Below are 25,018 nucleotides of genomic sequence, written 5' to 3'. Positions count from 1 at the left end.
TCATGAGAGCACTATACTCCCTACTGCTTCCCATTGCCGTCGTTGCGGCAGGTCCTGTCCTCGCGCAATCGATGGCCAATATGCCGGGCATGAAGCACGCTGCGGCCCCTGCGAAATCAGGGCATGGCAGCGGCGTGATCACTGCGATCGATGCAAAGGCAGGCAAGTTGACCATCAAACATGGCCCCATCGCCGCGATAGGTTGGCCGGCAATGACTATGCCATTCAAGGCCAATCCGCCCGCATTGCTGCATGGCCTGCGCGTTGGCCAGAAGATTGACTTCGACGTCAAGGTCATCGGCTCGGCCGCTGAGGTGACTGCGATCCGGCAGCAGTAAGGCGCAAACGGGGCGAGATGGACGATGCTATCTCGCCCCTGGCCTTCCGGTTTGTAAGGCAAACGCCCCTTAGGCGATCGGTTCCGGTGCCAGTGCCTCGATAATTCGGCAATCGGCAACGACGCCACCATCGCAGGAATCGATGACCGACTTCAGCTCCCGGCGCATTGCCGTGAGATCGGCCAGCTTGCGATCCACCTCAAGCAGATGCTCGCGCGCGATACGGTCGATTCCCGCGCAGTCACAGCTGCGGTCGTCGGAAAGGCGGAGCAGCGCCCGGACCTGATCCAGCGAAAAGCCAAGATCACGCGAACGCCGGATGAAGGACAGTCGCCCAAGCTCTCCGTCGCCGTAAGCACGATAGTTTCCGCTCGTGCGAGCCGGCTTCGGCAGCAATCCGATGCGCTCGTAGTAGCGGATCGTCTCGACCTTGGTGTTCGTGGCTTTGCTCAGTTCGCCGATACTCAGCGCCATGCTCTTGACCCTGTAGTTGGTACAGGCCCCATATAGGCGGCCGGTAACGAAACATGGAGGCCGAGATGGCCGGTGGCTGCTGTGATTGCGCGGATACGGCTCGCAAGATCGAGGATCGTGCCTGGCGGCGCGTGCTCTGGATTGCGCTTTTCATCAATGCCGGCATGTTCGGCGTGGAAATCGTCGCGGGCGTTACAGCGGGTTCCGCCGCGCTGAAGGCCGACGCGCTCGACTTCCTGGGGGATTCCGCGAACTACGCGATTAGTCTGGGTGTCGCGGGTCTCGCGCTCAAATGGCGAGCACGCGCAGCGCTCGCTAAAGGCGCGTCCCTGTTCCTGCTCGGTCTTTGGGTGATCGGCAGCACAATCTGGATGGCGACGGCCGGCACTTTGCCCAGGGCCGAGACCATGGGCGCAATCGGTGTTCTGGCACTGGCCGCCAACTTGCTCTGCGCGCTGCTGCTCTGGCGTCACCGGGAGGGCGACGCCAATCGGCGCTCGGTCTGGATCTGCTCGCGTAACGATGCCATCGGCAACGTCGCAGTTGTAGTCGCGGCGCTGGGCGTTTTGGGAACCGAAACCGCTTGGCCGGACATCACCGTTGCGGCCGTTCTGGCCCTGCTCGGCGTATCCGGGGGATGGCAAATCATCCGGCAAGCCTGGTCGGAACTCAAAGAGGTTCATTTCCCTACTTCGCCCCAAACCGAAACCGTACCCCAGCGTTGAGGACAAATCCGTCGGTCGGCGCCCAGGCATCGACCGTCCACGCTCCTGTCGGCGCTCGGGTCGGCAGAAGCAGTGGATCGTAGCGGGTCTGGCGGACATTGAGGATGTTTTCCGCGTTGGCGAACAGGCTGACGCGGCCTAAAATGAGTTCGCCCATCGCGCCAAGCTGCACGTAGGGCTTGCCGCGCGTACGGTACGGATTGTCATCGAGGGACTGACGGCCGGTGTAGTAGGCCTCAAGGCCCACTCGGCCACGTCCCTCCTTTTCCCACATGCCGACAATGCCCGCGCTGTCTCGCGGCGTCAGTGGGACGGTTCGCCGGCCGGAAGCATCAGGGTCAGGTTCGCTCGCGGCAACATGGACATAACTGCCGGTCAAGGTCACCGCGTTCCAGCGGTACTTCAACAAGACCTCGGCGCCGCGCGTTCTCGTGATCCCATCGGCATTCGCCAACGTGATCCGGTCAGCGGCGATGGTCCGAACCTGTACGGCGTGATCGATGTTCGAACCAAAAAAGCTCACCGTCGCTTCGAACGGTCCCTTGGCGTAACCCAAATCGAGCGACGCGGTATCGGCCAGTTCCGCTCTCAGCTTCCCATAAGGTTCGACGTGGGAGAGTCCGTTCGCTTCGACCTCTTCAACGAATGGTGTCGGCGCGTAGAAGCCATGTCCCAACGATGCCCGAACCGTCCACGGTCCAGGACGATACAATGCCGAAAGTCGCGGACTTATGCGTGAGCCGTATTCGCTGTGATCGTCCCAGCGAGCGCTGCCCGACAACGTGAGGTCGTTTGCCACTCGCTGCTCGATCTGGGCGAACAGAGCCGGCACGGTGTAGCGATAGTCGAAAGTACCGAACTGGCGCGAGCGATAGTCATCCATCTGAAAGGCCGCGCCAGCGAGCCAACTCGTCGAGCCGGCCTCGCCGGACAGGGAGGCCTCGGCAAAGGCTGTGCGGTGCCGGTCGTTCTCGATCGTCTCCCCGAACTGATGATCGTGAAGCTGCGTCACGCCCGCCGCGCGCAAATGCAGCGTGCCGATCCCGTCCAGCGGCGTCTCTGCCGTGAAACCCAGGTCGAAGCGGCGGCTGTGCTGGGCCTGCACGAATGGAGCGCCGTCCGGTGCGGTGACCCCAGGCAAGGTGCCGCCGTCGCGCTGCTCGGTCATGGCGCCGAAAGTCAGCAAGGCGTTCGAGCCTTCTCCATTATTCCAGAACAGGCGCGGACGAACAGTCCATCGACTGTACCCGGCCATGTCCGCCCAGCCATCGTCATTAAGGTCCTTACGGTCCTGCCTGTCGAAGCCTGCCGTGACAGAAGCGCCCAGCGTGCCGCTGATGGGAGCCGACGAATAGGCGGTGACGTCCTGGCCGCCGCGACTGGTTGCGTTCACAAGCAGTTCGCTCTGCGGTTCGGACGCTGGCCGGCGCGAAACGAGATTGATCACCCCGCCCAGCGCCGAGGGTCCGTAGAGCGCCGAAGCCGCACCCTTGATGATCTCGACCTGTCCGAGGTCGGTGGGCGGGATCTGGAGCAGACCGATCGATGGGGTTTGTCCGCCATAAAGCGGCAGGCCATCGGCCAGGATCTGGGTGTAGCGCCCCTTTAGCCCCTGGATGCGGATATTTGCCGCTCCTAGCGAAGGCGAGGTCGTCTGCACACGTACGCCCGGGGTTTCGCTGACCAACATGGCAATATTGCCCGGGCGCATGAGGACCTTTTCCTCAATCTCCTCCCGGTCGAGGACGTCGACCCGTATTGGCTCGTCCTGGACGTGGCGGCCGCTGCGGGTTGCCTGGACGACAATTTCTGTGTTCTCACCGGGCGTATCGCCGTCATCCTGATCTTGCGCATGTGCGGGCATAGTGATCGACGATGCCACTGCTAATGCTACGACAGCGCCTCGCTGCGAACCGATTATACCCTTGAATTTCAAAGCTTGCCCCTGCCTCAGTGTGGCCGCGCACCCACACGGCGCGTCAGTGAGGCAGGCCCTTACGGCCTGTAGCTACTACAGGGTCAAGCGATTAAGCGATTACCTGATCAAGGATCAGCTTTGCGGGGCGATAGCGATCGCCGAATGGTCCGTGGCGGCATCGACTGGAACACCCGCCTCCTTTCGTTCGGAATAGCGGTCGACGAGTTGCACGGCATGCGGCCGCATCAGCACGGTGAAGCGGACCAGCTCCTCCATGACGTCGACGATCCGATCGTAATAGCTCGACGCCCGCATCCGGCCGTCTTCGGCGAACTCCTTGTACGCCATCGCTACCGACGACTGGTTGGGGATCGTGAACATCCGCATCCACCGACCCAACAGGCGCAGTGAGTTGACGGCATTGAAGGATTGCGAGCCGCCGGACACCTGCATGACGGCAAGTGTCCGTCCTTGCGTCGGGCGCATCCCGCGCATCTGAAGCGGGAGGTGGTCGATCTGCATCTTCATGATGCCGCTGATCTGGCCGTGTCGCTCCGGGCTGCACCAGACCATGCCTTCGGACCAGAGCGCGTGCTCGCGCAGTTCATGCACGGCCGGGTGGTCGTCTCCGGCCACCTGATCGGGCAGCGGCAGGTCGCTGGGATCGAAGATCCGCGTCTCGGCGCCGAAGAACTGCAACAGGCGAGCAGCCTCCTCCACGGCGAGGCGCGAGAAGGAACGTTCCCTGAGCGAGCCATAAAGCAGCAGAATGCGGGGCGGAGGCTGGTCTGAGCCGAGGCCGGTGGCTGGACGCTCGAATGCGAACGCCTTGTCCAACGCCGGCAAATGGTCGGGGGCTGCGAGTTCACGCAATCTCATTCTCGAATACCTTTCTCAAGTCGGCTGCATGCCGCTTCATTTCGGCGGCAAAATGTCTGTTCGAACCTCGCCCGGCACGACTGCGGTCCACTTCTTCGCGGGACGATCGCAGGGCATCGCGGTCGAGGAACCGGGCGGCACTGACCGACCGCGCAGGTATTTGGGCTCTAGGCCGGTCGATCCGCTGTCGGCGCAGAAGCCGTGCCGCCGCCAAGCGCGATCTGCATGTAGACGGTGTCGAGCCATCGGCCTGCCTTCCAGCCCATGCCTTCCAGTCGGCCTACGTGTTCGAAGGCGCAGGATCCGTGCAGCGCAACGGAAGCAGGTTCGCCCCCGCCGATCACAGCGACCATTTGCCGGAAGCCGTGAGTCTCTGCAGCGTCGAGCAAGGCCGTGAGAAGTCTCTTGCCGATTCCGGAGCCTCGTCGATCATGCGCGACGTAGATGCTGTTCTCGCAGGCAAAAGCGTAGGCAGGACGATCCCGAAACTGCGTCGCGTAGGCATAGCCGACAACTTCCGCCCCCTCGCAGGCGACGAGGAAGGGCCAACTCCGGTCGGTGATGGTCTCAATCTTGACGGTGGTCTCGGCAACCGTGGGCGGAACGATCTCATAGGTCGCCGTGCCGCGGAGTACGTGATGGGCGTAGATGGCAGCGATGGCTTCCGCGTCATCGACAGTCACGCTTCGAACAGAGATCGTCACTGGCGTACTCCAAGTGGGCTTTTAAGGTTCAGCATGGCAGGCAAACGCTGGCCGGTTCGCTGCACTGCGAGCGTAATTACAGGAACGGGATTCACTCGCTTCCCGTCAGATGCAGGTCAGCTCAGCAAGCAGCGGCTCGAAGAGTTCGGCTCGACCCTGGCAGCAATCCTTGGCGAGATAGACCATCACGCCGCGCAAAGAATCCAGGTTGGCGCGCTGAATCTGCTGGCGCCCGCGCTTTTCGGCGATGACGAGACCCGCTTTCACCATGACGGCGAGGTGCGTCGAAAATGTGCTCTGGCTGAGCCCAGATGCCTCGACCAATTCACCCGTGGAAAGCCCATCGGGCTCATGCCGGATCAACAGCCTGAAGGCCTCCAGTCGCGTAGGGTGCGCAAGCGCTGAAAGCAGAGCGAGGGCTTCTTCGGTGTTCATCCATCGTAATTTACCGATTGGATTACGGTCGTCAATGTTGAATCGGAAATTCCCGATAAAAAATCGCCGGGTGCCTCAACTGTCGGCAGCCTCCGCCAGCGCCGAAGTGAGCAGCGCGGACACATCGCGTGCGGTTCGTGCGGCGCCCATCAGGGTCGCGGAGCCAGGCCCCGTCCAATCGCCGTATCCGGCCATCCAGAGGCGTTCTTCCTTGATCGAGCGATAGTTCTCGATGCGGACCCTGCCATCGACCTCCACCACGTTCAGCGATTGCAGGTGGTCGAGCGCCGGCTTGAATCCGGTGCACCAGATCACCGCATCCACGGCTGTTTCCGATCCATCGGGCCAAATCACGCCTGTTGCCGTCATTCGGGTGAATGGCCGCACCGAGGAGAGATCGCCGCGATCGCGCGCCGCTTTGACAGGAGGAACCATCACGATGTCGCCGACACCGCCGACAGGCTCACCATCTGGCGGCCCCTTCATGCGGGCCACGGCCCTTTCGAAGAGTACCCGCCCGTCGACATCATCGGGAAGAAATAGCGGATCATGCGTTGTAACCCAGGTCGCGCTGGCAATTGGAGCAATCTCCGCCATGATTTGCGCGCCGCTGTTGCCACCCCCGACAACCAGCACCGCTTGCCCGGCATAGGCCTCCGGGAGGTTGTACTGCGCGGAGTGGACTTGCGTCCCCTTAAACAGTTCGCGGCCGGGATACTCAGGCACATCGGGGTGGAACCAAGTACCGGTCGCGCTGACAACGAAGCGGGCAAAATAGGGCCCATCCTCCGTCACTACCTCCAGATGGGCGCCGGACCGGCGGATGGTCTCAACGCGCACGGGCCGTTGGATAGGCAGCTTGTAGCGTTCCTCGTAGCATCTCAGGTAATCGAGCACATCATCGCGGGTCGGATACCCCCTGTGTGAAGGCGGGGGCATCAACCAACCGGGCAATGAACTGTACCCCGCTGGAGAAAACAGCCGCAGCGAATCCCAGCCATGCCGCCACGCGCCGCCAGGACCGGTTTCTGAATCGAGGATCACGAAATCTGCCCCGGAGCGGCGCAGATAATAGCCCAGCGACAGCCCCATTTGCCCGCCGCCAACTATGACGATGTCGTGCGTTTTCATTTGGTCGCTCCCATTCCGAGGATCGAGGCAGTGCTGGAGAAAGCATTGGCGCCGCAGCAGCTTGCTAAACCTCGCATAACTTTGAACGATGTGCATTCCTCTAAGGACCGAAATAGCACGGCGAATCCATATTTCCACGGTTTTGGAAATATCGATTGACGAGCGTTCGGTGCGCCCATATTTCGATAATCCTAGAAGGATCGACGAATCATGAATGACCTCAACTCCCAGGTGTGGGCAGTCGATGCATTGAACGCTTTGGCGCATGAAACGCGCTTGTCCGTGTTCCGCATGCTGATCCAGGCAGGGCCGGAAGGCTATGTCGCGGGCGCAATCGCCGAGCGCGCGGGCGTGCCGCAGTCGACGATGTCCCACCACTTGAGCACGCTTGAGCGCGCAGGGCTCGTTCAATCCGAACGAGAAAGCCGTCTCATTCGCTACCGCGCCAATTACGCGGGCATGCAGCGTCTGCTCACGTTCCTCATGCAGGATTGCTGCCAGGGGGCGCCGGAGATGTGCTCGGACCTGATCGCCAAGATTCGCTGCGATACATCAGCTTGAGGGTGCTCCATGTCCGACAGAACCTACAACGTCCTGTTCCTATGTACCGGTAACAGCGCGCGCTCCATCCTGGGCGAGGCGCTCATGAATCAGCTCGGTGGTGATCGCTTCGTGGCGTACAGTGCCGGGAGCCACCCCAAAGGCAAGGTTCACCCGATGGCGCTTGCGGTTCTCGATGAACTGGGGATCGACAGGCAAGGCATGTATTCCAAGAGCTGGGACGAGTTTGCGAAGCCCGGCGCTCCTAAGTTCGATTTTATCTTCACCGTCTGTGACAACGCCGCCGGTGAGACATGCCCGGTGTGGATCGGACATCCGATCACCGCGCATTGGGGGATTGAGGACCCGGCTGCAGTTGAAGGTGAAGGCCAGCGCGAAGCGTTCCTGAAGGCGCTACGCTACCTCCACAACCGCCTTTCGCTGTTCCTCACCCTCCCGCACGACAGCATCGACAAGATGGCGATGCAGCAAAAACTTCTCGAAATCGGCCAAAGCGAAGGTGCAAGCCTCAAAGCTGGAGCAAACAGTATGACGACCGACATCATCATCTACCACAACCCCGAGTGCGGCACGTCGCGCAATGCCCTCGCGATGATCCGCAATGCCGGCATCGAGCCGCATGTCATTGAGTATCTGAAGACGCCGCCCTCGCGCGCTCTGTTGGAAAGCCTCATCTCGCGTGCGGCAATGACCCCTCGGGAGCTCCTTCGCGAGAAGGGAACGCCCTTTGCCGAACTGGGTCTTGGCAATCCCGACTTGACCAATGCCGAGTTGATCGATGCGATGATGGAGCATCCGATCCTTATCAACCGGCCGCTGGTCGTCTCGCCGCTCGGCGTGAAGCTCTGCCGTCCGTCAGAAGAAGTGCTCGATCTCATTCCCGCTGCGCAGCAAGGCGCTTTCGCGAAGGAAGACGGCGAACAGGTGGTCGATGCAGCCGGCAATCGCGTAGCCGGTTGAGCGAGCAGAGATCATGACCACTGAGCCCAAGCCGGAACGTCTCTCGTTCCTTGATCGCTATCTGACCCTCTGGATATTCCTGGCCATGGCGCTGGGCGTAGGCTTGGGCTCCGTGTTCCCCGGCCTACCAAAGACAATCGACAGCCTGTCTTGGGGGTCGACAAACATCCCCATCGCAATCGGCCTGATCCTCATGATGTACCCGCCGCTTGCGCGGGTACGGTATGAGGAACTGCCCCATATCCTCGACGACAAGCGGATTCTGGTGATCTCGCTGATCCAGAACTGGCTTATCGGGCCGGTCCTGATGTTCGCCCTCGCGGTTCTGTTCCTGCGCGACAAGCCGGAATACATGACCGGCCTGATCCTGATCGGTCTGGCGCGCTGCATCGCCATGGTTATCGTCTGGAACCAACTTGCGAAGGGCAACAACCAGTACGTTGCAGCGCTGGTCGCGTTCAACTCGATCTTTCAGATCCTGTTCTTCAGCGTCTACGCCTGGTTCTTCCTGGCTTTCCTGCCGCCGATGTTCGGATTGGAAGGCAGCGTGATCGACGTGAGCTTCTGGACGATCGCCCAAGCAGTCCTGATCTACCTTGGCATTCCGTTCCTCGCCGGCTTCATGACCCGAAAGGCGCTGACGAAGGCCAAGGGCAACGAGTGGTATGAGCACACATTCCTGCCGAAGATTGGCCCCGTGACGCTGGTCGCGCTGCTCTTCACGATTGTTGCGATGTTCAGCCTCAAGGGTAGCGAAATTCTTGCGCTGCCTGGTGATGCCCTGCGCGTGGCGGTCCCTTTGACGATCTATTTCGTCGTCCAGTTCACGATCGCGTTCTTCATGGGCAAGCTTGTCGAGAGCGATTACCCGCGCACAACCGCCGTTGCCTTCACGGCAGCCGGCAACAACTTTGAACTCGCCATTGCGGTTGCCATTGCAGCTTTCGGGCTTTCGTCGCCGGTGGCATTCGCAGCCGTCATCGGCCCGCTTGTCGAAGTGCCGGTGCTGATCCTGCTGGTCAACGTCGCCTTCTGGTTCGGGCGGCGTTGGTTCGTGGACACCGTACCGCAACGGGCCTAGGCCAACTCCTAACCTCAATCGTCAGCCCCGCAGCGCCGGTTTCGAGATCCGTTCTCGGCACCGTTGCTGCAGGACTGATCGTGTCTGGATTGCCTACCGCTCGCCGCTATCCTGCGTCAAAGAATACCTTACGGTAATACGAAATGCGGAACAGCATTGGGTGGAGGGCATCGGGATGGGGTTGGCCAATGTCGAAGACTGACACGCGCGCAGTGCGCAAACCTGTCATCACGTTCGGTGCAGGCGGCGCAATTGGAACGCTTGGCGGATTGATCGGTCTCGGCGGCGCTGAATTCCGTTTACCGCTTCTCGTGGGGCTGTTCGGCTTTCCTGCACTTGAAGCCGTCATCCTCAACAAGGCCATGAGCTTGATCGTCGTGGCTACAGCGCTCCCATTCCGGATGGGCACCGTTCCCGTCGCCGAGATCGCGGCGCACTGGCCGATCATATTCAACTTGCTAACAGGAAGTCTGACCGGCGCCTGGCTCGGCGCCGCTTGGGCTACCCGGTTGCGCGCGGAAACACTGCACCGACTGATTGGCATTCTGCTGGTGATGATCGCGCTCGTCCTGATATTCGGTCATGGCTTGCGAGGCGGCGAGGCATTGATCGCCGATGGATGGTTGCGGATTGCCACGGGCATCCTCGCGGGTTTTGCGATCGGCATCGTTGCCGCTCTGCTCGGGGTTGCAGGAGGCGAGTTGCTCATCCCGACCTTGATTCTGCTATTTGGTGTCGATGTGAAGTTAGCGGGGAGTCTATCGCTCGCGATCAGCCTCCCGACAATGATAGCCGGCTTTGCGCGATATAGCCGGGACAGCAGTTTCGCCGTGATCGGACAGCATCGCAGTTTCGTGACGACGATGGCGGTAGGCTCGATCGTTGGCAGTTTCCTCGGCGGCAGGTTGCTGGGAATCGTGCCGGAATCGCTGTTGCTGCCGATGCTGGCCGGGATCTTGATCCTCTCCGCAGGCAAGATGCTTACCCATCGAAAGCGCTGAAACATCGCAGATGCTCGCTGGGATTGATCCGGCCATCGACAATGGCAGCTTTCTCAGATTTCCAGCCAAAACCGGTCGGACTGCAAACGGCCAGGGCTGCTCATGCCGGGACCTTTTGCAGCGGAACGTTGAACGGCCGCTAGGACCGAAACCTGCCACTCCCCAGCATGATTGCGAATTGCGAGTTTGTCACACTTCTGGGCATCACCCACTACGACCGCACCCGCGACAAAACCCGTGCGGCCACCCCGCTTTGTACCTGAAGCTGCCGCCCATAGCGCAGCGCCGTGGAAGGCGAAGACCATCGTAAGGTAAGGGCGATACCAGAACCGTCCTCGCCGGCCGCGAACAGATCCTGGGTCAGCCCGACGCGCAGACTGTGGGTCGACAGCGCAGCGATAGCTGCGTCCAGGTCGGCGGTGGGCACATCAACCAGCCCCTCACGCGCGGCTGCGAGTGCTATCCGCCGGTAGATCCCGGTGACACCCTGCCGGGTGAGGGGCGCATCGCCGACCGTGAATGTGACCAGCAGGGCCGCGCCGTCTGCATCCTCGTCCCCCCAGCGGGCATCAGCCGCCTCCTTGGCGCGCTGGCGCCGGCGATCGACCCCGACCCTTCTGAACAAGATCCCTTCGTTGATCCCGCTTTCCGAGCGCCAGCGCGCAATTCGGCGCATGGTGTCGGCCGAGAGCCAGGCCCAGGCGCCGAGGCCATCCTGATCGGTCTTGGAGCGGGGCAGGTGGAGCAAGCCGGTGCCATCGCCCTGCGGCCGCAGATCCTTGATTTCGACGGCAGTGAGTTCGCTGACGCGCAGCCCGGCATCGTAGCCGAGCGACAGCAGCGCGGCATCGCGCACGCCTTGCACGTCGTGGCTGCAGGCGTCCAGCAGCCCGGTGATAGTGAACCCGCGGACTTCGGCGAGATCACCGCCAAAGCGCAAGGGTGCGGCCTGGCGCTGCGCGGCGCCCTGGCGGCGACGCTGGGCGCGCAGCGCATTGCGCACCATCGGCGCCGCGGTTGGCGGCGTGTCACCGCCGACTTCGAGCATGCGGTGCACGGTGGCGAGACTGGCGATCCGCCGGGCCAGCGTTGCCGGTTTCTTGCCATCGGCTTCGAGCGTGCGCAGGTAGCGCACCAGGTCCTCCGGATCGGCCGGCAGCGCATGACGATGCTCGTGCGCACACCAGTCGAGCCAGCAGTCGAGATCGGCGGCGATGGCCAGCTTGGAGGCTGGCGCCATCGCCTCGAGCGCGGTTTCGAGACCGAGCGCGCTCACCGGCGTCAACTCATCCGAAACCGCGCGGCCGAGCGTCGCCACGAGGCGCTCATCGGGCGTGACAGCCTGGGCGCGCCGCGCATGGCGGCGTGGTAGCGGCCCGGCGCCGCGGACCAGGATGACGGTCGTGGGCGCCGTTGGCACCGGGCGAGCCCGAGATGACGGTAGCGAACCCTGATCGAGCGAGACTGCATCAGGCGAAGCGAATGGGTTCAATGTTGAAAACGTGCCCTCATTGGTCGGAAGTGTCTCATCATCGTCCTGGTGACTCACGCCCTGCCCCGCCGTTCTGTTATCCACAATAATCAGCCTGTTATTACCATAATGTCCGATTATGGAAAGTGGCTTTTAAGGCGGTGGCACGGGTGAGGGGATGTGCCACCTGATCCATTTAGGTGTCACACATTGTATCTCGTTGCTCTCGATTATCATTGGATATATATTGATGACCTCGAAAACTCTTACACAATTGAGCGTCACATGACCGTCCAGATCAACATTACGCCAAAAGGTCGCATGAGTCTGCCCGCAGACATTCGCAAGCGCTTGGGCCTTACGGATGGCGGTGCGATCTATCTTGATGAAACCGACGATGGCGTCGTCCTGCGCACCGCCGCACAGGCGGTGGCGCGCGCGCAGGCCTTGGCCAAGCGCTATACCGGCGATAATCCCGACAGCTCGGTCGAAGCCTTCCTGGCCGGTCGCCGGGAGGATAGCGGCGAATGACCGACATCGTGCTCGATGCCTCCGCGCTGCTCGCGATGCTCAAGGGTGAGCGCGGCGCCGCCAAGGTGGCGACCGCCATCGCCGGCGCGCGGATCAGCGCTGTCAATTACGCCGAAGTCATCAGTCACTTCGTGCATGCCGGGATGCCGGAGCACGAAGTGGACGCGATGCTCGATCCGCTGCCTTTAACCGTTGTGCCGGTCGACAAGGCTTTGGCCCAACTCGCCGGCCGTCTGCGCGCGGTGACCTCAAGTGCCGGTCTGTCGCTTGGCGATCGCTGCTGCCTCGCCCTCGCCCAGCGCGACGGCCTTCCTGCCTGGACCAGCGACCTCGCTTGGAAGACCGTCGCAGATGTTGTCCAAGTGAAGATCGTCGCCATTCGCTAAATCGGAAGGCGGCTTTCGACCGAACAGCGTTTGGGCATTATGCCCACGGCATATACGGCATCGCTTGCTCCCGCGCACAGCGGGCGTCCAGTTTTGCAAGCTCCGCGGCGACATCAATATGGCGCAGTTCCGGATGGCCTGCCATTCTCGCTACCCGTTCTCGTAAACGGCGCGGCCATCGGGCGCTGCGGGAAATCAGCATGGCCTGCAAGGTCGGGAAGGCCCACAGCAGCAACCACTCCAGATCCCGGGGCTGGTTGCCGGCCTCCTCGCGAACCGAACTCCGGCCAGCTGGCGGCCGCGGCGCAAGCAAAGTTTGCACGGCACTCAAAACCCAGGCCCGATAGACCGGCGACAGCTCACAATAGAAGGATGGCGAAAAGGTACATGGGCGGTGATCGCGCACCCAGTGACGATGTGGGCGACTGAATGAATTTATCAGACTTCCCGTACCGATTTGCGGAGCAAGCAAGGCCCATGTCAGATCACCAACCACATCCAGCATCTGCCGAGACGTGACCGGACCCGCCCCTGTAAGATAAGCGTTCTGCCCCAGGATCGCCCGACGCAATTGACGTTCAAAAGCCATCAGCCGCGCAAAGCGCACGCCGTCCGGCTGCCAGGTCTCGCTCGCCGCATACCTGGGAGCAAACTTACCGGGATTTCTAGGAGCATGGCCGCAATCTGCACAGACAAACTCAACAGGATCGGCGTAGACAAAGCGCGGCTCGTGCCGAGGATCGCAATTATCGCAAAAATCGTGACGCCATGAGCAATGGCGATGGCAGAAATTGAGCGGGAGCGCGGTTTCACGGTCAAGGTAGGCGCCGCCGGACCGATGCGCTTCGTCGAGGCATTGACGGCACCAGTTGAGGTCCAGGTTTCCCCTCATACGCCCGCCGCGACCGGGCGCCGGCAACCAATTCACGACGAGCCGAGGCCATACCTCAGCAAGCTGAAGCCCTCGGATATCGGCGGGTTCAGCGCGGCACGCCGTTATCACTTGCGCGGCTTCATCCTCCTGCCAGGTAACGTCCGGCCGGTTTCGCGGCATAGCCCCGTTCGGCGCCAGCCAATCCAGGAGTTGCGGAGTTTCCAGGTCGTATTGGGCTGCGGTTCGCCCAAGCCACGACGAGACCAACTCGCAAGGTCGGGGTCGAGGCGCGACCGGCAACACTGTTTTCGCTTCAATGCGCCGTGCGGCTCCCATAGCTCGCGTTCCTTTCGCCCCGCCGACGGACCAGGCTTTTCATGCTGACGGAAGGCAAAACCAAATCTTCCGCATCCAGGTCGCTGGCCGTTATGCGCTCAGCGCCGGTTTCGATCGCTCTGACCGCCAGCGATTCTACCAGGCGAAAGATCCGTCCAGTATTCCCGTCACTGAGATCCAGAATGCCGAGACGACAACGATCGCCCGTCAGCTCGGACGGCTGACGGAGCGGCAAAATGGCCCCCATGGTCTGGAGCAAGTCGCGGAACGCCTCATCGTCTCGCCAACGCGTGAGTTCCACAGCGTCGAACCGTTCGGCCAAGGCGGCGTCGGTCAGCAGCGCGGCTCGGGCCTCGTGATTGCCCGTACATACGATGGGAATTTTCAGGTCATTCGCGAAATAGCGCAGCGTGTTGAGAAAAATCCGCTGCTGACGCGGCGTACAGGCGAGCATGTGGTTGATCTCGTCGAGGATCAGCATGCGCGCGCGGACCTGGGTCATAACCCGGCGGGCAAGATGGCGCGCGCGGCTGATTTCAGTGCGGCCTTCCGACCAGGCAACCTTGCCAGCGTAACCGGCGCCCAAAGCTTCGAGCAGCTCCCCGTAAAACTCCCCTTCGGTCGGCTGTGGTGGCAGTTGCACCGCGACCACCGGGATGGTGGCGACGCCAATCCTGTCATCGAAGCTGCGGGGGTTTTCCATCTCGAACCGCTCGACGATGCGGGTCTTCCCCATTCCGGTCTGTCCGAAGATCAACAGACACGGCATGCGGGTTCGGGCCGGATAGGTGAACATCGCCTCGAGGGTTGCCCGCACCGCCTCCGCCTTCGGAAAGCCGAGCCAGCGATCCTGCCGGATCCAGGCAATGCGCTCTGAATCGGGGCGTCGTGCCCGTTGCCGATAGCCTTCGGCGAGATGTGTCGCAGATATCATCGCCGCATCTCCTCGACGACGAAAGGAAGCCGCGCCGGCTCTTGCAAAGTGACCTTGTCTTCCAACAAAGGCTCCTGCGGCTTCTTCTCGGTGGAGACGGGGAAAACGGATTCACGCGCACGATGCGCGTCGGAGAGCGCTTTTCGGGTGCGCTGCAACGCAAGCCGCGCGGCCTTGGTTTTATGCGCGGCTTCAGAAATGATCGCACGCTGCGTTTCCACTGCAGCGAATATCAGAGCCTCATTGCGCGCGTCCAAACCCTTGGCTCGGATGGCCTGCACCGCCTGCCTCTGTTCCCAGCGCGTGATCGCCGGGCGCCGCAGGTCGCGATAGGGCACTTCCAAATGATCGCCGTCAGGCAGTTCCAGCCACACACGCGACAAATCGCGCGGGTCCCAGCGGACCGCCATGCGCTGTCCGTGCCGAGTGTACCAACATGGGAGGGCATCGTCCCAGTAATGCGTGTTGAAAAGCTCTATTCCATTGGGCGTCACGGCGCGGCTCGCGCATGGCAGGAAGTCGAAAAGGAAACAACCAGGATCGAGCGGCAGGCGCATGAGTTCTGGCCGCCGGGCTATCGCCTCATCCCACGCCAATGAGGGCGGGATGCCGAGGCTGCGGTGACGTTCCGCGTGATAGGGGCCGATGATCTGGGCCGTCAGCCAGGCTTCCAGCTCAGCCATGGTCATGCAGGCCCGCCCATCCGCGTCATACTCCCCTTTCTCCAGCACATTCGAAAAGGTCGTCCCTGGTAACAGGTGCACCGCCCCCATCATCGTGCCGATCAGCCGCTCGATATGCCCGCCAAAGTGCGGCCGCTTGATTGGCCGGTACTCTAGCTCGATGGAATAGGTGCGGCAGCCGCGCCTGAGAGCTTCGCTATGATGCTCTCGCGCATTATCGAGATGGAGTCGGTCCATCAGGCCATAGTTCGGCCAAGGCGCAGCCAAACCGCGTTCAGCGAGCCAATCATCCTTGGGCAGCACTGCGTGGCGCATGCACATGCCCACCGACACGGCGGAGGGCGCCAACAGGTCCAGATGGAATCCCGGTATCGTCCGGCTCGCAATGTCGATCATCACGGTCAGCCATGGGCGACCGATGGGCTTGCGATACAGATCATCGACGACGATCACATCAACGAGTGTGTGATCCGATTGGACCACTTCGAGTGCGAAGCCCGCTTCCATCGCAGCGCGATTGGGCTCCCATCGATCATTGGCTGCCTTAGCACCGAGGCGTCGTCGAGCCGTCGAAACGGGAGGCAAGGCCTGTACACGTGCGGTGATTGCCTTGGTGCTCGGCGGCCGAATTCCGGACTTCCTGCACTCGTGGTCCAACCAACGTCGCAGAGCTTGGACGCTTGGCTTTTCGCGGGTCAGGTAATGTTCTTCGATCCCTCGGCTGATCAATTGCTCGACATCGGCTGACAGATTTCGACTCCCGCATGTCCGGCCACGCTTGCCCGGTAACAACGAGGCGGCACAGGGCGCAGCGCGATATCGCTGAAGGAGTTCGTGAAAGCGGGATCTTTGAAGCCCCAGCTTTGACATGGCCTCAGTCGCGACTTCGGCGGAGATGCGCGGGCAATTTGCCAGCGGACGGATTACCATCTCGCGGCGACGTGCCTCTTCCCAATCTGCGTCCGATGCGGTTTTTGCCACCTGCATAGCCAATCAGCCTTGCTGGAAAGCCAGCAGTGAGTTTCTGCCTTTTGCAACGCGGAGTCCAGAGTGGGCTGCACTCCTCGCTCTCCGTTTTAACTTTCGCTTGTCCGATATTTGAGGAGTTCATCCGGCATTTGAAAGTGAGGTTGCCCGCCATTCTTGGGTCCGGCGAATTAGGAAAACCGACAAGCGTTCAAGAGGCTCAGGAAGCTATTCTGAATTGCCGATGCAATCGCTTGCAACTATCAAAACAGGTGAAGTTGGGGAAATCCCTCGATCTAGCGCCGTAAAACTTGCTTCTACCAACAGCCTTAGCCAAAAGCGGCAGCTTGCGCCAGGATTGGGACAGGCTGTCTGTGAAAACCGAAATTGCAACGCGATACACGATAAGTCCCGACGCAAAAGATGACGGCGAAGCGATTGTGTTCATCCATGGCCTATCCGGTTCGCCAGGATCTACCTGGGGAAAGATGGCAGAGTGCATTGATAGCGATCCCGATTTCGCCGGGGTTACAGTCGACTATTATGCTTACCCAACCCGCCTAGTCCGCTTGCCATTTACACCTCCATTACCTGGCCTCAGAGATCTTGCGGACGGCCTTAGAACGTTCTTGGAAGAGCGCCACGGTCGAAGAGCCACAATTTCGATTGTCGCGCACAGTTTGGGCGGACTGATTGCGCGTCATCTGGTTACTTCAAATATCCGACTCGGAAGCTCTCTAAATATTCGCCGCATTGCGCTCCTCGCGGTGCCGAGCACAGGATCGACGCTTGCTAACGTAGGATCTTTAATTTCGTTCCCACATCGGCAATTGAAAGCCCTTAGTCGCGATGAGGGCGGTCTAACTACATTGAATATCGACTGGGAACATCTCAAGGTCGAAGATCTCATAAATGTTCGTTACATACTAGGTGGTTCTGATCGAACAGTTCCGTCCGATAGCGCCGTTCCCTATATAGGACGAAACAACAAATCCGTTATTATTGACGCGGATCACAGATCGATTGTTGCACCTAATGGGCGAGATGACCTTCGCTACAAGACTCTCAAACGCTTTTTGAAAGCAGATGAGCCGATGCTCGAGCATAAGTCGGCAGCGCAGAAGGTCGTTCCATTCGAACGACCGGCCGATCCACTGTTCGATGTTTACACTCCTATAAATGAGACATTTTACTTAAAACGCTCATTTGACAGTGTAGTTCTGGATGTAATGTCTCGTGGTCACATGTGGTTGACCGGAGATTCGGGAATTGGCAAGTCCGCTGCCGCTCGGCGCGCGATCTATTCTAGCGGCTGGCGTTTATTCCACATCAATCTCTCTGCCCATGATATTGCAGGACCTGAACGTCTTTTGGCATCACTCTGCGCGGAACTGGCCTCGATATCGGAAATGCCGCTTTTAGAGACCCATGACGCAACGTTCAATGACCAGGCAGCATTCGGGAAACGCCTGCTTATGGACCTAAGATCAGATAGTGTAACAACTATTCTCGTTGAAGAGATGCCGCTAAATGCGCAATCCCTTGGAATTGCGACGCAAACAATTTCCAAATTTCTTGAAATTTTAGATTCCGACGACCGGCTATACGGGCAAATTCGGTTTGTATTTTCATCAAGAATTGCAGTTTCGTCAATTGGGGTAGATTTGAGTAGTAAAGTGCGGGAAAAGATACAGTTCCTACCTGTCGACTTGTGGAGCGAGCAGGATATCACTCGTTTAATCCAGCTTCTAACCCCTGCGGTAAAGTCAGATCTCTCTGCCCAACACCAGAGTTCAATTGCTCAAGCTTCGAAGGGATCACCTAGGTTCGTGAAGATGGTCTTTAGGCATTGGCGAAATCGAACGGCGGGTAACTCCTCGGTTGAGGAACTCTGCGCTCAAGTCGGACAGGAGCTCGTGCTTTGACCTATCGCAAAGCCCTTCGGCCGCGAACCATCATCCCTGACAATCTTTATGTCGATCGCGACGCAGACCGCCAGTTGAACGATGTTATCGATGACATGGGACGCCCGGGCTACATCCTAGTTGCCCGGCAGATGGGCAAGACTAACCTGCTGCTTAGGATGAAGCGTCGCCGTGAAGCAGACGGTGAATTGGCGGTCTATGTTGATCTGTCGATCGGCTTCAGTGACGCCCGTGGCTTGTTCCATCATCTAATTGACAGCCTGCTGGAATCACTTCCACTGGATGATGTACGCGAGAAAATCAATCTAGATCGTCTTGGATCCACTGTGGATCCGAGCGTTGAATATGATCGACATCTCCGGCTGGTTTTATCTGCCTCAAAAAAAGAACGGGTCATTATCATTCTCGATGAGATCGATTCTCTTGTGGGGCAACCTTACTCGGATCGTATCTTATCGCAGGTTCGCAGCATGTATTTCGCGAGGGCAAATTTCGCGATTTATGAAAGTTTGACCTACGTCCTATCGGGCGTGGCAGAGCCGACTGATCTCATTAAAGATAAAAACATCTCCCCGTTCAATATCGGTGAGAAAATATATCTTAGCGATTTCAGTCGCTCTGAGGTTTCTAGCCTCCTTCGCAAAGCCGGAATCGAGTTCGATCTGGAAATTCAGGAAGCCGTATACGGTTGGACAAGCGGAAATCCTCGAATGACGTGGGATGTATACTCCGCACTTGAGGATGCTATGGCCGCTGCCGAGCAAGTGGATCTTGCGACGGTCGATGCTGTGATAGAGAGACTCTACCTTACTCGCTTTGATAGGGCTCCGCTCGACCACATTCGGGCTCTAGCGGAAAATGAGCCCGAGGTAAGGGCTGCACTAGTTGCGTTGCTTTATGGGAAAGGCGAAACCCTCGACGATAGATCCAAAAGCAAGCTCTATCTTGCAGGTATTACAACCGCATCTGCGAACCACGCCCCCACCATTAAGAACCGTGTGATTGAACATGCATTGTCAGAGACATGGCTTGCTCAGGTGGAAGCGGGTCAAAAAGGTCTCCTGACTGCAGCTGGCCGGAGGTATTCCAGCGGCGAATATCGTGCGTCAATTGATTTGTTCAACCAATACATAGGTTCTGGCGGGGCCATCGAAAGCCTTGAGGACTTTGAACTCCTTCAGTACGGAATGGCCCTGTACAATTTGGGGCTTTTTCAAGAAGCCATAGGCATACTAGATCTCGCTAGCACCAAGACACGTTCCAACGAAGTGCGCACAATGCTGAGCTATCACAAAGGCTTAGCAATTATGCTACTTGGGAAGCCAGAAGATGCCATTGAGATACTGCAGCCAATTGCCGAGGCTGCAGGTAATTACATGCTCAAGGCAAGGCACGCCGTTGGGACCGCATATTTGCACATCTCAATGATAGACAATGCGGACTTGATTCTGAAAATTAACGAGGATGTTTTAAATGACATCCAGGTTGATCATGAGCTCACACCAGAGGTGAAATCGGAGATCATCACCGCAGTCTATTATAATATTGGGCAAGTGTACTCGGCTCTTAACAGGACTGCGGAAGCCAGGTCAGCCTTCAACTCAGCCCATAATGCAGCGGTAACGGCGTTCAAGCCCGCTTTCGCGTCTGTCAGACTCCGCGCTGCGGAGAATGATGAAGAGCGCGCAGCCATTCTTGCGGAGACGTCCGAAATTGTTGTCCGTGATCGCATCCCTTATGCAACCGTGAGGGGAACTCTCGGATTTGATGAAAGCGACATGGCCGAGCTTATGGCGGTCTCGCTGGCCCTGGGCGACCTAGCTACGTTTGATCGGCTTTTAGACGTCGCGCAATCGCGAGCCGGAACCAACCCATTTGAGACCATTGTTAATCTTGCTAACGTCGGTGATCGGAAAACCGCGACCGGTAGCATCAAGGCCCTACTTAAAAAAGCATTAACTACGCCATCTATTACTCGAGAGGCATTGTTCAAGCAGAAGCTTAGCGCAGCTTCTGCATTACTTGCTTTGTCCGCCGATAGTGATCAAGAATTGGCTTTTGAGACGTATTGGGCGCTCGTTTCTCAACCTGAAGCTATGGAATTCTTGAATGCTAACGATACGGTTTCTTTAGCGAATCAAGTTGGAACTGATCTCAACAACGGCAATCTCTCGCGTGCGAAGCAAATCATGCTCTTCGTCCGGAAGAATGAAAAGAGGTTAGCCGAAGGAAGCAGCACTATGTTTGCTTTCTTTGTTTATCAAGAGATGATAATTCATCGTATGGAACAAAACTATACGAAATCTCTACATGCAGCCAGAGAGGTATTGTCTTTGGTTTCACCTGAGAGCGTAAAAAATGATGCTGCTGCAATTCGTAACTCTGCGCTAGTTGAACGACTTCGCCAAGCCGCGACGCGGCACATTGGAAATCATTCAATTCCGGGACCTAGGATTGGGCGCAATGAGTTTGTTATAGTATCTGACGTTGCGACCGGATCTATAACTAGAGTAAAATTCAAAAAGGTTGCAGACAGGATTGCCAGTGGCGAACTTGAGATCGTAACTGATAGAGATAGCCTGATAAGTCGTTAGTATCGGGAAATTTCCGCCACTGCAGTTTTCGATTTACGGCTGATGATAAAATTGAATTTATCTTCGGCCGTAGTCCACGAACTTTGAAAGTGCTGATATTTACATTCCAATGTGACATTCGGCCACCGTATAAATTCATGTCCTACATTCACTAACTGAGAATAGCGCGCACCTCTGGGACGAGTGTATAAACCGCCTCGCGTCGCGCACCTCGGTTGTCATGGTCAACCCGATACCCTTGATAATGTCGGTGAACCAAACCTGCCCTAACCAGATCAGAAACCGCACGGCTGACGCTGCACCGAGCTGACTGCTGCAATCGGTCCTGCATCTGGGCGTCCAGCACATCGTCCAAATCTGCCGGATCGGCCGGCATAGTGTCCTCGCGCTTCATTTCATCGAGCAACTTCTGACGAATGGCCTGCCTGCGATGATGGCGCTGCGCCATCGGGATCATCGCTTTCCCCAGCCAGTCCCGAACGGGAACCGCCTGTTCCTCGTCGATGATGTAAGGGCCAGCCACTCCCTTGGGGTTGGCCGCCCGTGCCAGCAAATTGAGGACAAGCAAGGTGTAACGCGGGCGAGGTGACACCTCCATGATCCGCGCGACGAGCGTAGGCATGTCCATCCGTTTGATGGGAACGGGCGCGGGAACGGCGCGCGGTTCGAACAGATCGGGCTGATGGAACATGTCACGAATCTACCGCACCCGAATCCCGAGGTGAATCCCCTATCTCCCTTGCTTCAAGATTTTACAGCTATGGCACTTTACCAGCGATTTTGCGCGACGGGTAAAGTGCCATAGCTGCCACCTCACCATGAGCCGGCCAGCATAATCATTCCGCATTGGAAGATTGCGCGCACCTCACAGATCAAGCCCAAGGTTCTTTTCAGGAAGCCCCGGCAGTTGCGGTTCGCTACCCGCGATAGGCGGAAGACCGCGCAGATCATCAACATCGAGCGGCACGACGCCAAGCCCATCACCTTCAAGCTGGCCTCGATCGTCGCTCTGGCTCGCCTCTGGCAACGCGCTCAGCCCCATCAACGGCTTACCATCGGCATCGTACTTGGAATAATCGATCTCCGACGTTCCCATGGGCGGGAGATCCAACAGATCGCCTCCGTCCATTTCAGCGCCCTCTGCTGACGATCCGCCGTCCAACTCGATTTTGCCCAGCGCAGCCGTGAGCGCCGCATCGGCCGCGGCCTCCTTCGCCTCGGGCCCGTCAATATCGATCTGACCGGTCGTCTCGAGCGCCGAGGTCTTGTCGCCGGCATTGCGATCGAGTTGCCGCTCCAGCTTCTGCCGGTCGTCCACGACGATGGTGATGTCGTCGCGCACGCGCGTCACCCCGACATTGAAAAGCCGCTGGTTCGAGAGATTACGCTCGTAGCTCAGCATCACGGTGATCGCCTTGTCGGCGGTGACACCCTGAGCCATGTGCATGTTAAGCGAGTAGGCAAGATCCAACCGAGAAAGCATCGGATCACCGCGCTCTAGCGTGACCTGCTCCTTCGTCGCGGTTTCGACCGTCACCCCCTTCTCGTCGATCGCCACCACACGAGCGAGTGCGGAATTGAAAAGACCCCGCTCCTTGTCGTTGGCTGTCCAGCGGATCTGGTCGCCCTCGTACATCCTGAGGCTTTCGAGTTTGCTGAGCTCCAGGCGCTCTCGCGTCACGTTCGGATCGATTTGCTGCGGATCGAAGCGAATGCGCCGCCCGCTGGCCGACTGAACTTCGACTTTGCCATTCGCGAAAACATGGCTGACGGCATAGACGCCGCGCCCAAGCCCGATCTCTGGCACCCTGCCCGTGACATGCAGCGCCTGCCCCGCCGTATAGTTCTGCGCGTAGCGCAGCTCCTCGCAGGTCTTGCTGACCCGGTCGTAGACCGTGACCGCGAGCCCATCGCCCTTCAGCGATCCATCGGCGGCAAGCCCAGCCTGGATCTCGGCATTGACGGTAGCACGCGTCTCGCGACCCGAGGCGAAGACCGCTGTCACCGCCCTTTCCGCCTCCGGCAGCGCAAGCCAAAGCTGCGCCGCCTGCTCAGCCGGCTCGCCGCTTTCGATAACCTTGTCGCCGAGCACCTTGAGCGCCTGGGTTGCACGTCCGACATTCGCGAGCGCAGCAACAGTCCGCAGCTGATCGGTGCGCTGCCGGATGTTCTGGTCCATACGCGCCATGAAGGCGCCGCCAGCCTGGACCATGGCGAAGGCCTTGCCGGCATTGATCGAGGAAAGCTGCTGGCGGTCCCCGACCATCGCGACCTTGTCGATGCCCATTGCCTCGGCAATCGTCAGCAGCTTCAGCATATCGTCGCTGGAGACCATCGAAGTCTCGTCCACGACGATCGTCGTGTCCTTGAGTTCGTCACGCCGCGCCAGCGCCATCGGGCTCTGCGGATCGGCAAGGTGCTGCTGGTTCTGCCAGATGAAGGCGGCAATCGTCTGGGCCTCGATCCCGGCCGCCCTCATATCCTCGACGGTCATTTCCCGCGGAACCATGCCCTCACGCATGTCGGCGACCATCTTGTTCTGGAAGGCGAGCCCCAGGACCTTGCGCCCCTCCTCGCCGGCAACGCCCGACACTGCCTGCAGCATCGTGGACTTGCCCGCGCCGGCCACGCCCTGAACGACTACGTATCGGTCCGCCCCTGACACGATCATCGTCGCGGCCGCCAGCTGACCCTCGTTGAGCTGATGGGGCGAGACCGCCTGTAGCCGGTCCGGAGCCTCGGCCGGCACGACCATCCCCACGGCCTTACCATTACTGCCCGCGATATAATCGAGGATCTTCTGCTCGGTCGCCAAGGCCTCCGGCGTGGTCACCGCCGGCACTTTCACGCCCCGCTCCCGGATATGCCCGCTGACAAGATCGCCGCGCGCCACGAGACGATCGACCCGCGCCTCGATTTGCCCGATCGTGACGCCCTGCAGGCCAAAATCGAGCGCGGTCTTGGCAACCTTGTTGATGTCGAAGGCCGCCTCGCGCTGACCGAGGTGGCGGATGGCTGAGGCCACCGCGATCTGCGCGCGGGCCTCAGGCGCCGACTGGGCGATGCGGGCAATTCCCTTGTCCACCAACGGGTCGGGCGAGCGCAGCAATCCTGCTAAGAACTCGCGCGCGCTTTTCACCACCTCGACCATCGCCTGGTAGCCGCGCCCGAACGCGGAATCCGCCTGTGGCGCCTCCGCATCACGTAGCGCTGCTGCCAGCACATCCTTGCCGTCGAACCCGAGCGCGGCTGCCTTGTCGCTCCAGTCCTTCAGCAGCCCCTCGCGGCCTTCGACATTGAGCTTGGGATCGCGGGTATTGACGGTCACGCCGTCGCGCCCCTTGGCCGAGACGATCCCGAGCTGCTCGGCTTTCAGCAGGATCTGCTCGCGCCGCTGGCTGAAAGCCTCGATCACCGCCTTGGGCACCCCGGTGATCTCGAAGGTCCCGTGCTTGCCCTGAAGCTCGACCTTGTAGCCCAGCTTCTCCATCTCGGCGCGCAGGTAGGCATGGTAGATCGAGCCGATCACCGTGTTGTTCGACCACAGCTTGTCCGCGTGGAGCGCCTGCCATTTGCCGTCGGGCATGCGCGTCATGTTGGCGACGATCGCATGGATATGCGCCTGGGGATCGAGCGCCCGGCTCGTGTCGTGCTGGAACAGCGCATAGACGAGGTTGCCGGTGCTGACCGGCGAGGTCTTGCCATCCACCGTCTTGCGCCCTTCGGCAAGGTTCTTCTCGACCCAGGCCATGGTCTGCTGCACAGCCTTGAGGTGTGCGCCCTCGGGTCCGAGGATCCGCTTGTCGCCGGCGATATAGGCCATGAGCGAGACCGACTTCGGCGCCGAAAAGGTAAGGTCGTACCCGGGCCGGCGATTGTCCTTGGCATCGAGCCGCTCGCCGTCCGGCGCCACGCCCTTGAGCACGCTTTCGAAGGTATCGCGGGCGACGGCGCCGGCACTCTCGAGCGGGGTACCCTTGATGCCCTCCCCGCCCCACTGGCTGACATCGCCGGCGTGCGCGTCGGTGTAGTATTCCCCGCTCACGAAATCGTCTTTCGTGAAATACTGCGCCGCGCCGCCGGCGGAGCGAACCGAGGCGATCGACAGCAT

22 protein-coding genes and 1 pseudogene are annotated in these 25,018 nt (G+C 59.7%); 11 read left to right on the top strand and 12 right to left on the bottom strand.

Annotation, left to right across the window (positions count from 1 at the left end):
• Nucleotides 1–2: 2 nt before the first annotated feature.
• Nucleotides 3–338 (top strand): copper-binding protein, encoded by a 336-nt coding sequence (locus V7066_RS06035; RefSeq protein WP_334182251.1) that lies wholly within the window; start codon nucleotides 3–5, stop codon nucleotides 336–338.
• Nucleotides 339–407: 69 nt separating this feature from the next.
• On the opposite strand, the gene V7066_RS06030 is transcribed toward V7066_RS06035, so the two are convergent.
• On the bottom strand, nucleotides 408–812 hold the full coding sequence (locus V7066_RS06030) for a MerR family transcriptional regulator (RefSeq protein WP_334182250.1): 405 nt from the start codon (nucleotides 810–812) through the stop codon (nucleotides 408–410).
• 65 nt (nucleotides 813–877) lie between these two features.
• Between V7066_RS06030 and V7066_RS06025 the strand changes: the two genes are divergently transcribed.
• Nucleotides 878–1,537 (top strand): cation transporter, encoded by a 660-nt coding sequence (locus tag V7066_RS06025; RefSeq protein ID WP_334182249.1) that lies wholly within the window; start codon nucleotides 878–880, stop codon nucleotides 1,535–1,537.
• Here V7066_RS06025 and V7066_RS06020 read toward each other — a convergent pair.
• The 5 genes from V7066_RS06020 to V7066_RS06000 all read right to left on the bottom strand — a co-directional run bounded on the left by V7066_RS06020 (nucleotide 1,500) and on the right by V7066_RS06000 (nucleotide 6,604).
• Nucleotides 1,500–3,419: a TonB-dependent receptor plug domain-containing protein gene (locus V7066_RS06020; RefSeq protein WP_334182248.1), complete on the bottom strand. Its 1,920-nt coding sequence runs from the start codon at nucleotides 3,417–3,419 to the stop codon at nucleotides 1,500–1,502. The genes V7066_RS06025 and V7066_RS06020 overlap by 38 nt on opposite strands.
• 168 nt (nucleotides 3,420–3,587) lie before the next feature.
• Nucleotides 3,588–4,334: an arsenical resistance protein ArsH gene (gene arsH, locus V7066_RS06015; protein WP_334182247.1), complete on the bottom strand. Its 747-nt coding sequence runs from the start codon at nucleotides 4,332–4,334 to the stop codon at nucleotides 3,588–3,590.
• Nucleotides 4,335–4,501: 167 nt separating this feature from the next.
• Nucleotides 4,502–5,038 carry a GNAT family N-acetyltransferase gene (locus V7066_RS06010; protein WP_334182246.1) on the bottom strand — a complete coding sequence of 179 codons (537 nt, stop codon included), beginning with the start codon at nucleotides 5,036–5,038 and terminating at the stop codon, nucleotides 4,502–4,504.
• Between the two features lie 105 nt (nucleotides 5,039–5,143).
• Entirely contained in the window at nucleotides 5,144–5,473 is a 330-nt protein-coding gene (locus V7066_RS06005; protein ID WP_334182245.1) for an ArsR/SmtB family transcription factor, read from the bottom strand.
• A gap of 75 nt (nucleotides 5,474–5,548) precedes the next feature.
• A complete protein-coding gene (locus tag V7066_RS06000; RefSeq protein WP_334182244.1) occupies nucleotides 5,549–6,604 on the bottom strand; it encodes an ArsO family NAD(P)H-dependent flavin-containing monooxygenase in 1,056 nt (351 codons plus the stop codon).
• A gap of 210 nt (nucleotides 6,605–6,814) precedes the next feature.
• Between V7066_RS06000 and V7066_RS05995 the strand changes: the two genes are divergently transcribed.
• From V7066_RS05995 to V7066_RS05975, 5 genes and pseudogenes are all read left to right on the top strand, one after another.
• A complete protein-coding gene (locus V7066_RS05995; RefSeq protein ID WP_334182243.1) occupies nucleotides 6,815–7,165 on the top strand; it encodes an ArsR/SmtB family transcription factor in 351 nt (116 codons plus the stop codon).
• Nucleotides 7,166–7,174: 9 nt separating this feature from the next.
• Nucleotides 7,175–7,681: pseudogene (locus V7066_RS05990) on the top strand (arsenate reductase ArsC); the annotation flags it as partial.
• A 12-nt stretch (nucleotides 7,682–7,693) separates the two neighbouring features.
• On the top strand, nucleotides 7,694–8,125 hold the full coding sequence (gene arsC / locus V7066_RS05985) for an arsenate reductase (glutaredoxin) (protein WP_334182261.1): 432 nt from the start codon (nucleotides 7,694–7,696) through the stop codon (nucleotides 8,123–8,125).
• Nucleotides 8,126–8,138: 13 nt separating this feature from the next.
• On the top strand, nucleotides 8,139–9,206 hold the full coding sequence (gene arsB / locus V7066_RS05980) for an ACR3 family arsenite efflux transporter (RefSeq protein ID WP_334182242.1): 1,068 nt from the start codon (nucleotides 8,139–8,141) through the stop codon (nucleotides 9,204–9,206).
• A 188-nt stretch (nucleotides 9,207–9,394) separates the two neighbouring features.
• Nucleotides 9,395–10,207: a sulfite exporter TauE/SafE family protein gene (locus V7066_RS05975; protein WP_334182241.1), complete on the top strand. Its 813-nt coding sequence runs from the start codon at nucleotides 9,395–9,397 to the stop codon at nucleotides 10,205–10,207.
• Between the two features lie 211 nt (nucleotides 10,208–10,418).
• On the opposite strand, the gene V7066_RS05970 is transcribed toward V7066_RS05975, so the two are convergent.
• On the bottom strand, nucleotides 10,419–11,627 hold the full coding sequence (locus tag V7066_RS05970) for a tyrosine-type recombinase/integrase (RefSeq protein ID WP_442947308.1): 1,209 nt from the start codon (nucleotides 11,625–11,627) through the stop codon (nucleotides 10,419–10,421).
• Nucleotides 11,628–11,963: 336 nt separating this feature from the next.
• Between V7066_RS05970 and V7066_RS05965 the strand changes: the two genes are divergently transcribed.
• Nucleotides 11,964–12,209: an AbrB/MazE/SpoVT family DNA-binding domain-containing protein gene (locus V7066_RS05965; protein WP_054434180.1), complete on the top strand. Its 246-nt coding sequence runs from the start codon at nucleotides 11,964–11,966 to the stop codon at nucleotides 12,207–12,209.
• Nucleotides 12,206–12,595, top strand: a complete 390-nt coding sequence (locus V7066_RS05960) for a type II toxin-antitoxin system VapC family toxin (RefSeq protein WP_054434182.1) — start codon at nucleotides 12,206–12,208, stop codon at nucleotides 12,593–12,595. The genes V7066_RS05965 and V7066_RS05960 overlap by 4 nt, the downstream gene beginning before the upstream one ends.
• Nucleotides 12,596–12,632: 37 nt before the next feature.
• Here the strand turns inward: V7066_RS05960 and V7066_RS05955 are convergent, their stop codons facing one another.
• Genes V7066_RS05955 through V7066_RS05945 form a run of 3 tightly spaced genes read right to left on the bottom strand, consistent with a single transcriptional unit; the run spans nucleotide 12,633 to nucleotide 16,409 of the window.
• Complete coding sequence (locus V7066_RS05955; protein WP_334182240.1) at nucleotides 12,633–13,805, bottom strand: TniQ family protein; 1,173 nt, start codon at nucleotides 13,803–13,805, stop codon at nucleotides 12,633–12,635.
• A complete protein-coding gene (locus tag V7066_RS05950; RefSeq protein ID WP_054434185.1) occupies nucleotides 13,783–14,739 on the bottom strand; it encodes a TniB family NTP-binding protein in 957 nt (318 codons plus the stop codon). Before V7066_RS05950 ends, V7066_RS05955 begins: the two co-directional genes overlap by 23 nt.
• The gene (locus tag V7066_RS05945; RefSeq protein WP_334182239.1) at nucleotides 14,736–16,409 is read right to left on the bottom strand and encodes a Mu transposase C-terminal domain-containing protein; all 1,674 of its coding nucleotides are present in this window, start codon (nucleotides 16,407–16,409) and stop codon (nucleotides 14,736–14,738) included. The genes V7066_RS05950 and V7066_RS05945 overlap by 4 nt, the downstream gene beginning before the upstream one ends.
• A gap of 353 nt (nucleotides 16,410–16,762) precedes the next feature.
• Between V7066_RS05945 and V7066_RS05940 the strand changes: the two genes are divergently transcribed.
• Nucleotides 16,763–18,313 carry an esterase/lipase family protein gene (locus tag V7066_RS05940; protein WP_165913348.1) on the top strand — a complete coding sequence of 517 codons (1,551 nt, stop codon included), beginning with the start codon at nucleotides 16,763–16,765 and terminating at the stop codon, nucleotides 18,311–18,313.
• Nucleotides 18,310–20,907 carry an AAA-like domain-containing protein gene (locus V7066_RS05935; RefSeq protein ID WP_334182238.1) on the top strand — a complete coding sequence of 866 codons (2,598 nt, stop codon included), beginning with the start codon at nucleotides 18,310–18,312 and terminating at the stop codon, nucleotides 20,905–20,907. The genes V7066_RS05940 and V7066_RS05935 overlap by 4 nt, the downstream gene beginning before the upstream one ends.
• 151 nt (nucleotides 20,908–21,058) lie before the next feature.
• On the opposite strand, the gene V7066_RS05930 is transcribed toward V7066_RS05935, so the two are convergent.
• On the bottom strand, nucleotides 21,059–21,598 hold the full coding sequence (locus V7066_RS05930) for a hypothetical protein (RefSeq protein WP_132470008.1): 540 nt from the start codon (nucleotides 21,596–21,598) through the stop codon (nucleotides 21,059–21,061).
• Between the two features lie 174 nt (nucleotides 21,599–21,772).
• Complete coding sequence (gene mobF, locus V7066_RS05925) at nucleotides 21,773–25,018, bottom strand: MobF family relaxase (protein WP_132470006.1); 3,246 nt, start codon at nucleotides 25,016–25,018, stop codon at nucleotides 21,773–21,775.

It is taken from the genome of Novosphingobium sp. (genome assembly GCF_036820275.1).
In the GTDB taxonomy this organism is placed as follows: domain Bacteria; phylum Pseudomonadota; class Alphaproteobacteria; order Sphingomonadales; family Sphingomonadaceae; genus Novosphingobium.
The sequence above is the reverse complement of the archived record's forward strand: the minus strand, read 5'-3'. Positions and strand labels throughout refer to the sequence as shown.